The 10182-nt window shown below is 56.9% G+C and carries 10 protein-coding genes and 1 other annotated feature; of the genes, 4 read left to right on the top strand and 6 right to left on the bottom strand.

The window, feature by feature from the left end; translation table 11 throughout:
* The first annotated feature begins 211 nt into the window (after positions 1-211).
* Positions 212-550, top strand: a complete 339-nt coding sequence (locus tag Q1M04_RS15430) for a DUF3795 domain-containing protein (RefSeq protein ID WP_297294834.1) — start codon at positions 212-214, stop codon at positions 548-550.
* A gap of 29 nt (positions 551-579) precedes the next feature.
* Here the strand turns inward: Q1M04_RS15430 and leuB are convergent, their stop codons facing one another.
* Genes leuB through leuA form a run of 5 tightly spaced genes read right to left on the bottom strand, consistent with a single transcriptional unit; the run spans position 580 to position 5960 of the window.
* Complete coding sequence (gene leuB / locus Q1M04_RS15425) at positions 580-1650, bottom strand: 3-isopropylmalate dehydrogenase (RefSeq protein ID WP_204791320.1); 1071 nt, start codon at positions 1648-1650, stop codon at positions 580-582.
* Positions 1647-2144, bottom strand: a complete 498-nt coding sequence (leuD, locus tag Q1M04_RS15420; protein WP_204791321.1) for a 3-isopropylmalate dehydratase small subunit — start codon at positions 2142-2144, stop codon at positions 1647-1649. Before leuD ends, leuB begins: the two co-directional genes overlap by 4 nt.
* A 60-nt stretch (positions 2145-2204) precedes the next feature.
* Positions 2205-2963: a class I SAM-dependent methyltransferase gene (locus tag Q1M04_RS15415; protein ID WP_297999754.1), complete on the bottom strand. Its 759-nt coding sequence runs from the start codon at positions 2961-2963 to the stop codon at positions 2205-2207.
* 6 nt (positions 2964-2969) lie between these two features.
* A complete protein-coding gene (gene leuC, locus Q1M04_RS15410; RefSeq protein WP_295755791.1) occupies positions 2970-4229 on the bottom strand; it encodes a 3-isopropylmalate dehydratase large subunit in 1260 nt (419 codons plus the stop codon).
* Positions 4230-4274: 45 nt separating this feature from the next.
* Positions 4275-5960 (bottom strand): 2-isopropylmalate synthase, encoded by a 1686-nt coding sequence (gene leuA, locus Q1M04_RS15405; protein ID WP_297999756.1) that lies wholly within the window; start codon positions 5958-5960, stop codon positions 4275-4277.
* A gap of 71 nt (positions 5961-6031) precedes the next feature.
* Positions 6032-6271: a binding site (T-box leader), on the bottom strand.
* 313 nt (positions 6272-6584) lie between these two features.
* Here leuA and rpsU point away from each other — a divergent pair.
* From rpsU to Q1M04_RS15390, 3 genes are all read left to right on the top strand, one after another.
* Complete coding sequence (gene rpsU / locus Q1M04_RS15400) at positions 6585-6767, top strand: 30S ribosomal protein S21 (protein WP_016324321.1); 183 nt, start codon at positions 6585-6587, stop codon at positions 6765-6767.
* 311 nt (positions 6768-7078) lie between these two features.
* Complete coding sequence (locus tag Q1M04_RS15395; RefSeq protein WP_366140846.1) at positions 7079-8023, top strand: DUF4368 domain-containing protein; 945 nt, start codon at positions 7079-7081, stop codon at positions 8021-8023.
* A gap of 91 nt (positions 8024-8114) precedes the next feature.
* Positions 8115-8498: a DUF3847 domain-containing protein gene (locus Q1M04_RS15390; RefSeq protein ID WP_300448695.1), complete on the top strand. Its 384-nt coding sequence runs from the start codon at positions 8115-8117 to the stop codon at positions 8496-8498.
* A 619-nt stretch (positions 8499-9117) separates the two neighbouring features.
* On the opposite strand, the gene Q1M04_RS15385 is transcribed toward Q1M04_RS15390, so the two are convergent.
* The gene (locus tag Q1M04_RS15385) at positions 9118-9801 is read right to left on the bottom strand and encodes a hypothetical protein (protein WP_300346593.1); all 684 of its coding nucleotides are present in this window, start codon (positions 9799-9801) and stop codon (positions 9118-9120) included.
* Between the last annotated feature and the right edge of the window lie 381 nt (positions 9802-10182).

The raw sequence follows: 10182 nt of genomic DNA, 5'->3' as shown, positions 1-10182 counted from the left end.
ATGGGATTGACCCATCCGGCTGGCTTGTCATGTCATTTTGTTGTGAAAACGCATAAAATATGCCCGCCTCACTTATGCAAGGTGCTATTCTTTCTTGTCTTTTGCAAATTTCTCTTGACTTTTAGGGCCGCCAGCCTTACAGGGCGGGTTGAATTGGCCTGGGAACGGTGCTATAATATGTGAAACATCCATTTGCGGGAGGAAGACGGCCATGAGAGAAATGATCGCCTATTGCGGCCTGGACTGTGAGAAATGCGGCGCGTACCTCGCGACCATCCATGACGACCAGGCGCTGCGAGAGAAAACCGCGAAATTGTGGGCAGAGCTAAACAACGCCCCCATTCTGCCCGAACATATCAACTGCCGGGGCTGCCGGGCCGCGGGAGTGAAAACGGTGTTTTGCGAACAGCTCTGCGAGATCCGTCAATGCGCTTTGAAAAAGGGCGTAACCACATGCGGCGGCTGCCCGGACCTGGAAGAATGCCAAACCCTTAGGATGATTACCGCAGATCGCCCCGACGCTCTGGAAAATTTAAAAGGGGGAGGCTGAAACGCCTCCCCCTTTCCAATTCCTCCTGTTCAAATCCGGGCCCGGATCTCCGCCCCCATGGCCTTGCAGCCCAGGAGCTTCCCGCCCTCGTTCAGAATGTCCCCGCAGCGGAAGCCCGCTTTCAGCGTCCGATCCACCGCGGCTTCCACCGCGCCGGCCTCGGCGCTCATGTCGAAGCTGTAGCGCAGCATCATGGCCGCCGCCAGAATGGTGCCGATGGGGTTGGCCTTGTCCTGCCCGGCGATGTCCGGGGCGGAGCCGTGGATGGGCTCGTAAAGGCCCCTTGTCCCCTCCCCCATGCTGGAGGACGGAATCATGCCGATGGACCCGGTAATCTGGCTGGCCTCGTCGGAGAGGATGTCCCCGAAGAGGTTCTCCGTCACAATCACGTCAAACTGGCTGGGGTCCCGGACCAGCTGCATGGCGGCGTTGTCCACATACATGTGGAGGAGCTCCACGTCCGGGTAGTCCTTCGCCGTTTCCTCCACCGTCTTCCGCCACAGGCGGGAGGTGTCCAGCACGTTGGCCTTGTCAATGGAGGTCACCCGGCCCCGGCGCTTCCGGGCCATGTCAAAGGCCACCCGGGCCACCCGGCGGACCTCGTGCTCACTGTAAGAGCACACGTCCACGGCCTTCTGCTCCCCGTCCACCTGGGAGGTGGTGTGCTCGCCGAAGTACATGCCGCCGATGAGCTCCCGGACCACCACGAAGTCGATGCCCTTCGCCGCGATGTCCGCCCGGAGGGGGCAGGCGGCGGCAAGGTCGGAGAACATCCGGGCGGGCCGGATATTCGTATACAGGCCCATGGCGGAGCGGAGCTTCAAAAGCCCCCGCTCGGGGCGGTTGGCGGAGGGCTGGGCGTCCCACTTGGGGCCCCCCACCGCCCCCAGCAGCACGCTGTCGGAGCGCAGGCAGGTTTCCAGGCTGGAATCCGGCAGGGGCACGCCGAAAGCGTCAATGGCGCAGCCGCCCATGGGGGCCTCCTGATAGGTGAAGGCATGTCCGAATTTCTCCGCCACGGCGTCCAGCACGCCGATGGCCTCGCTTACGATCTCGGGGCCGATTCCGTCGCCCCGGATGACGGCAATGGTCTTGTTCATTTGTCCGCCTTTCCGGCCTTCAAGGAGGCCATAAGCCCGCCCTTTTCGATCATGTCCTTGATAAACGGCGGGAAGGGCTCCGCCTGATAGGTCTCGTGTTTCGTCACGTTGGTGATGACGCCCGTGTCGAAGTCCACCGCCACCTGGTCCCCGTCGGAGATGCCGCCGCTTGCCGCGGGGCACTCCAAAATGGCCAGGCCGATGTTGATGGCGTTCCGGTAAAAAATCCGGGCAAAGGTGGCCGCGATGACGCAGCTCACTCCGCTGGCCTTGATGGCGATGGGGGCGTGCTCCCGGGAGGAGCCGCAGCCGAAGTTGACCCCGGCCACCATCACGTCCCCGGGCTTTACCTTATGGATAAAGTCCTTGTCGATGTCCTCCATGCAGTGGGCGGCCAGCTCCTTGTGGTCCGGGGTGTTCAGATAGCGGGCGGGGATGATGACGTCGGTGTCCACATGATCCCCGTATTTATGGACGGTTCCCTGTACGTTCATGTTCAAACCTCTTTCTCATGCTTCGCAAAATAATCATGAAGATTTCTCTTTTTCCAGCGGTCACACCAACGGCTTAACGGCTTTGCACCGCAGCCGGACATAATCCGCGTACCAGCTTCCATTATGGCACAAAATGCCTTCCAGGTCCGCCGCGGCTGAGCGGATGATTTCCTCGCGGAGATCCGGGCCGATTCCCTCAAAGGGCGCTTTCACAAACATTCGAATCCACTCACAAAGACCATCGCCGCCGTTGAGCCTGGTCGGCCTGTCCAGCAGCAGCGCGGTTCTGACAACAAATCCGCCTTGTTCTAAAAGAGAGGCGTATTCGCCGACCGTTGGGAAATAGAACGGCATCTGATAGGTGAGGTTTCGAGCTTCGAATGCCCTGGCCAGCGCGCCGTGGATGAGGGCGTTGTTTCCATGTCCGCCAAACTCAAAGATAAATTGCCCCTGCGGTTTCAGCGCATCAAACACATGAGCAATCATATCCGCCTGTTTTTCCCGGTCAATCCAGTGGAAAACCGCGTTGGAAAACACGACGTCAAACTGCCTGCCCGTCTGGAAGCTCACCGCGTCCGCCTGAGTGAACCGCAGTTCCGGGTAATGGGTCCGGGCCGCCTGGAGCAGCTCGGCGGACGCGTCGATGCCCTCCGCGTCGCAGCCCCGTTCGGCAAGCTCCTTCGTCAGCGCGCCGCTGCCGCAGCCAAGATCCAGTACCGATAAGTTCTCCCCATCTATCAAGTCCAGCAAGGAACTTCCGTATTGATGGACAAAGGAAAAATCATTGGTATATTTCTCGGCATCCCATTGAATATTCATAATTGATCACAGTTCTTCCGGATGGGCGATGTGCCCCGCGACGCCGGACGCGGCGGCCACGGCGGGAGAGGCCAGGTAGACCTCGCTGTCCACATGGCCCATGCGGCCCACGAAGTTGCGGTTCGTGGTGGAGACGCAGCGCTCCCCGGCGGCCAGAATGCCCATATAGCCGCCCAGGCACGGCCCGCAGGTGGGGGTGGAGACGATGCAGCCCGCGTCCAGGAAAATGTCCGTGAGCCCCCGGCGCATAGCCTCCCGGTAGACGCTCATGGTGGCGGGAATGACGATGCCCCGGACGTCCCGGGCCAGGTGCTTCCCCTTCAAAATGGCGGCGGCGGCCTCCAAATCGGGCAGCTGCCCGTTGGTGCAGGAGCCAATGACAATCTGGTCGATTCGGATGTCCTTCCCCTCCCGGGCGCTGTGGGCGTTCTCGGGGAGATGGGGATAGGCCACGGTGCAGTCCACCTGGGAAAGGTCGATGTCCACGGTGCGCTCGTACTCCGCGTCGCCGTCTGCCTCATAGGCGGTCCAGGGGCGGTTTACCCGGCCCTCCACGTAAGCTTTCGTCACCGCGTCCACAGGGAAAATGCCGTTCTTCGCCCCGGCCTCAATGGCCATGTTGGAGATGGTCAGCCGGTCGTAGATAGAGAGCTCGGCAACGCCGGGCCCGGCAAACTCCAGGGACTGGTACCGGGCTCCGTCCACGCCGATCATGCCGATAAGGGTCAGGATCACGTCCTTGCCGGAGACGAAGGGGCGGAGCTTCCCGGTGAGGTTCACCTTGATGGCGGAGGGCACCTTGAACCAGGTCTCCCCCGCCGCCATGGCGGCGCCCATGTCCGTGGACCCCACGCCGGTGGAGAAGGCCCCCAGGGCTCCGTAGGTGCAGGTGTGAGAGTCCGCGCCGATGACGGCCTCGCCGGGGGCCACCAGGCCCTTTTCCGGCAGCAGGGCGTGCTCGATGCCCATCTCCCCCACGTCGAAGTAGTTGTCGATGTCAAACCGCCGGGCGAAGGCGCGGCACTGCTTGCACTGGGCGGCGGCCTTGATGTCCTTGTTGGGTGCGAAGTGGTCCATTACCAGGGCGATTTTGCTCTTGTCGAACACCTTGTCAAAGCCCGCCGCCTCAAACTCGTTGACCGCCACGGGGGTGGTGATGTCGTTGCCCAGCACCAGGTCCAGCTTCGCCTGAATGAGCTGCCCCGCCCGGACGGAAGGAAGCCCCGCGTGCTTGGCCAGGATTTTCTGCGTCATGGTCATTCCCATTTGTTGTCACGCTCCTTATGAATTCATGAATATCCGCAAGTCCGCTTATGCCCGCTTGGCCCGGTTGACGGCGGACAGGATGGCCCGGAGAGGCGCCAGGTTGATGTTGTGGCTGAGCCCCACGCCCCAGTACTGCTTGCCGGTGCGCCGGTCCTGAAGGAGGATATAGGCCACGCCCTGGGAGTCGGAACCGTCGGTGATGGCGTGGGAGGCGTAGTCCAGGAAGGTGAAGCGGTCGATTTTCTCGCCTTGAATGGCGTTGAAGAAGGCGTCGATGGGGCCGTTGCCCTCGCCGGAGACCTCGAACACCGTGTCCGTGTGGCGGAGGGTCCCCTGGAAGGCCACATGGGAGTGGCCCTCGGCGTCCACAGTCTCCCGGAAGGCGTGCTTGATGAGCTGATAGGGCTGCTTCGCCTCGATATACTCCTGGTGGAACAGCTCGTTGATCCGCTCCGGGGCGACCTCCTTGCCCACTTTGTCCGTCTCCACCTGGACGATGTGGCCGAACTCCGGCTGCATGGACTTGGGCAGGTCGAAGCCGAAGTCGTGCTCCATGATATAGGCCGCGCCGCCCTTGCCGGACTGGGAGTTGATGCGGATGATGGGCTCGTACTCCCGGCCCACGTCGGCGGGGTCGATGGGGAGATACGGGATTTCCCAATACTCCGTGCCGGAGGTCTTCATATACTGGACGCCCTTGTTAATGGCGTCCTGATGGCTGCCGGAGAAGGCCGTAAAGACCAGCTTGCCCACATAGGGCTGGCGGTCGCCCACGGGCATCTTGGTGCACCGCTCGAACATCTCCTTGATTTTGTTGATGTTGGAGAAGTCCAGCTCCGGGTCCACGCCCTGGGTATACATGTTCATGGCCAGGGTCACCATGTCCACGTTTCCGGTGCGCTCCCCGTTGCCGAAGAGGGTGGCCTCCACCCGGTCGGCTCCGGCCAGCAGGCCCATCTCCGTGGTGGCCACGCCGCAGCCCCGGTCATTGTGGGGATGGAGGGAGATGACGGCGCGGTCCCGGCCGGGGAGTTTGCGGATGAAGTATTCCAGCATGTCGGCGAACTGATTGGGCATGCAGTTCTCCACCGTGGTGGGGAGATTCAAAATGACCTTCTTTTCCGGCGTGGCGTGGAGGTGCTCCAGCACCGCCTGGCAGATCTCCACGGCGTAGTCCATCTCCGTGCCCATGAAGGATTCAGGGGAATACTCGAAGCGGAGGTTCATGCCCTCGGCAATCATAGGCTGGGACATCTCATAGATGAGATCGGCGGCGTCGGTGGCGATTTTGGTAATGTCGTCGCAGTCCATGTGGAAAACCACCTTGCGCTGGAGGGTGGAGGTGGAATTGTAAAAATGAAGAATCACATTCTTCGCGCCCCGGATGGCCTCAAAGGTCTTTTTGATGAGGTGTTCCCGGGCCTGGACCAGCACCTGGATGGTCACGTCGCCGGGAATGTGACCGCCCTCGATGAGCTCCCGGCAGATTTCATATTCCGTCTCGCTGGCGGAAGGGAAGCCAATTTCAATCTCCTTCACGCCGATGTCCACCAGCGTGTGGAAATACTCCAGCTTCTCCGCCAGGTTCATGGGGTCAATCAGCGCCTGGTTTCCGTCCCGCAGGTCCACAGAGCACCAAACAGGGGCCTTGGCAATCTTCCGGTCCGGCCAGGTGCGGCCCTGAATGGGCTGGGGCTGGAAGGGAATATACTTTTCAAATCCGGGTTTCATAGCGGTGTCCTCCTTGCAGAATATGGTGTCGGATAGGTCAGGGGACAAGAAAACGCCCCTGACTCCTTCGAGTCAGGGGCGTGTCAATCAACACGCGGTACCACCCTGGTTTAGCCGCCGGTTGCCCAACGGCCCTCACAGCCTCAAACAAGGCTTCGGCCAATAACGAGGCCAGCCGTCTCCGCCTAAACCGCAGTCTCAGCGGAGCCGCTCGAGGGCCAGTGACGTCCTTCCCCTCCGCGCCGCCTCGCAGCAACCGGCGGCTCTCTGAAGCATACGGAAAAGGACTTTCTCCCTGTCATCGCGTTCTGTCATCGCGTTTTGTTGTTTTGCTGTTGGGGTATAAGATACAGGATTTCCGGCGGTTTGTCAATAGAATTTTTTGCGATATCTCCGTCATTTTCGCCAAAAGCGCCGCCACAGGAGGGATACAGGCCCTTTTTCGGTGGAAATTTCCCGGTTTTTTCAGCCCCTTTCCCGGGCAGATTATAAGAAACAGAGATTTTGGAATTGCACTTGACAAGTTTCCTCCAAATCTGTATAATAGCGATGTTGAAGCCATATAACATGGCCCTTAAAGTATCCTGGAGATAGCCGGATACCTCGGAGGGAGGGAAAATATAGATGTCTGAGATCCACGTCAAGGAAAACGAGTCCATCGACAGCGCACTGAAGCGTTTCAAGCGCAGCTGCGCCAAGGCCGGCGTGCTGGCCGAGGTCCGGAAGCGGGAGCACTACGAGAGCCCCAGCGTGAAGCGGCGCAAGAAGTCTGAGGCCGCCCGCAAGAACAAGAAGCGTTATTACTAATCCCCAAAGGGCCGCTGATAAAGCGCGCGAAAGGCGGTTTCCTTATCGGACAGCCCCCGCGCAAGGCCCGAACAGCGCAGTTTTTAAAACCGCACGATTTTTTAATCGTGCGGTTTTTTTATTCGCTCGAAAAAGGGCCCCGCCGTAATAAGGCCGGAAAGAGCCGTGAGGTACGGCCCGGCCGCGGGCGCACGTTACAGCGATGGCGCGGACGGTTTTTCCGCCGGGGAACGAAATCCGGCGGATGAGGCTTCCGCGGCGGTCTTGCGGAATGTACGGGAGAGATATAGAGATATAATGTCGTTCAGCGTCTGCGGGAAACCAAGCGTGTCAGGGAGCGCATCGGCGGCGAGCCGAACCCGCTGACCGGCGTTCTGTACTGCGCCGACTGCGGAGAGAAGATGTACCACAAGAGGGGCAGTACCGGCAGACCCGACCAGCCCCACCATGAGTATGTCTGTTCCAGCTACCGCCACTATTCCCGAAGCTGCACCTGCCACTACATCCGCGTCAGCGTTGTGGAAAGCCTGGTGCTGGAAGCCATACGGCGGGTGAGCGGATATGTGCGGGAGAACGAGGCGGAGTTTATCGAGCGTGTCCGGGAGAAATCCTCATTACAGCAGAAGGCGGCGGTAAAGGAGAGCCGCAAAAAGCTGTCAAAAGCCACGCGGCGGCGGGAGGAAATCAGCGGCTTAATCAAGAAACTTTATGAAGCCTACGCCACGGGGAAGATACCCGAAAACCACTTTTCCGAATTGCTGACCGGCTACGACAACGAGCAGAAAACCCTTGACGGGGAAATCGAGAGGTTACAGGCCGAAATCGACCGCTACAACACCGACAGCGTGAGGGCTGACAAGTTTATCGAACTGGTGAAGCGGCACACCGAGTTTACCGAGTTTTCCGCGTCCCTGCTGAATGAATTTGTGGAGAAAATCATCGTCCACGAGGCCGCCAAAGTGAACGGGGTGCGGGAGCAGGAGGTTGAAATCTATCTGAACTTTATCGGCAAATTCGACCTGCCCGAACAGGAGGAACAGCCGGAGGAAACGCCGGTAAGAAAGAGCAAGAAAAAGCGCCGCCACGAAATGACGGAGGAACAGCGGGCGGCTTTGCGTGAGCGGGACAAGGTACGCTATGCCCGAAAGGTAGCCGCCAGGAAAGCCGCCGAGGAAGCACAGCGGGCGGCAATTCTGAAAGGCACAGTCTACGAAATCAGGCCGCAGGAAGCCGGAGCCGCCCATGCCGCCATCTGAACCCCACCGAGCCGCCATGCTGAAAAAGAGTGTGGCGGCTTTTCCATTCCTATCCATTCCAGACCGAAAAACCGAAAGGAGATTTTAACAAATGGCAAAGACCAAAATTGAGAAAATCGCAAGCATCGAGGAAGAAATCCGCCAGCTTGAAAACAAGAAAAAGCGGCTTATCCAGGAGCAGAAAGAGCAGGAGCGCAAGGACAGGACGAACCGCCTCTGCAAGCGCATGGGGTTTATCGAGAAGCTGCTGCCCGGCACCATCCCGCTGACCGAGGAGCAGTTCAAGACCTTTGTGGAGCAGGCCATCGCCACCGACCACAGCCGCTGCGTACTGGACGGCTTGACCGCCCAGTACGCCGCCACAGCCCCCGCACAGGGCGCGGAACCGGCGGGGAGGGGTAACACCCAGCCCGCCGCCAAAACCGCCCAGACAGCGCAGGAGGACGGCGCAGGCGGGAGCGCGGCGCAAGGGTAATGAGCTTGCGGAGCGAGGCCGGGAGGGGTACAACCCTGCCCCCGGCCTCGTTGGATTGTGGGGGGTGTTCAACAGGAGATTGTGTTATAATTTTGGGTTACTTTGCTTCTTTGCCGCAAAGCAATTAATTCAGATGTATCACTCAATAAGACCATATCCCCAGTGAAAGTTTCTAAAAACCATTCAACTATCAACCGAAGATTTGCAACCCCACAGTCCCATTTTTCTTGGTATATCTCTATGTCAATATCCAGGTTTAGACTAACATCAAATTCCTTTTCAATACATTCAAATGACGGAACATTCTTAGTCAAGATATACGCATAGAAATTTTTACAGCCTATGTATATGGAATCATCGTCTTTCGTTTGCCGCATTTGGACATCAATTTTACTCTGTATATACTTCAATAGTTGAGACAAAAATTGACTTGTATTATTAACCTGAATGAAAAGTTCTATGATATTTTCTCCTTTCGGTTTTTAACGCTCAAATTGAGAGACAATGTACTTTCCCCACCGCCCAGCCTGCGTGACCGAGGTACGCATGGGCAACACCGGCCTCACCGTTTTCGTTTACATCAAATAAAACAATTCGGTTTAACGGGCAGTTTGCTTTTTCATGGATAAATGTGTATACGTCTTAATAGGGCATTTGTTAATACGAACAAAACACATAACAAGGCTGCTGATAGAAAAGTTATTGCAAGCAAAAATAGTAAAGCTGCCTTTTTGCGCTCTTTGTCCATACCCTTTTGCGTATTTATTGAATATGCTTCGGCTGATGAAAAAGCATAGATTGCATATAACTGACGTTCAGTACGCACATTCAATTTTTGAGAACGTGGATATACAATTTTTATGAAATCCCCAACATGAAAGTCGCGCTCACAGTTTTTATCTTTTATGTAAAAGTTAGGGTAAGAAAAATGTTCAAATTTTGTTTTCGTCCTTGATGAAAGAACCGGCCCAATCGTATATATGTTTTTAAATTTTTCTGAAACACATCCTGTTTCAACCAAAAAGTTACCAGAGAAAAGCCGTACTATTTCTTCTCCATATCGCCCTGCATCTACGCAGGCTATAATAGCAAATATAATAAAACCTAAAGGTATTACTAATGCAAATATCATTTGCGGTCGAGCAGGGATTGATTTAGATATAACATACACAGAGGGGAAAATGACAACAAAACAGTATTCTCCAATTCCAGCAACGCGCAGAATGAAAAAGCAAATGTGTTGGAGCAGAAAATTCTTATAACTGGATTTATAAGAAAGTCGTTTTGTATCTTTGCCCATCATCCCACCCCCCTGACATTACCTACAACTTAAATGGCATATCCAGTTTACCACAACAGCCGCAATTTTTCCATCATCGTCCATCAAAGAATTTCAAAACATCAGCCTCGCTCCTGCCAAAACTGGCAGGGGCGTTTTTCGTTGCAACCGCCGCCAAGACCGCCCACACAGCGCAGGAGGACGGCACAAGCGAAGACAAAGACGGGGGCGGGGCGCAAGGGTAACGGGCTTGCGCCCCGTCCCCTGCCCCCAGCAAGGGCGCATTATCCGAGGAGAAAAATAATCCGAGAAGAGGAGCGAAAAGCCAGTAAAATCAAGGCTTTCAGCAAAAACTTCTCGGATTATTTTCAAGCGCAATTCATTTCAAAAAATCTGTGGGAGAGG

Source organism: uncultured Oscillibacter sp. (assembly GCF_950073225.1).
GTDB lineage: Bacteria > Bacillota > Clostridia > Oscillospirales > Oscillospiraceae > Oscillibacter.
Note: the sequence above shows the minus strand (reverse complement) of the source record. Positions and strands in the feature narration are given on the sequence as shown.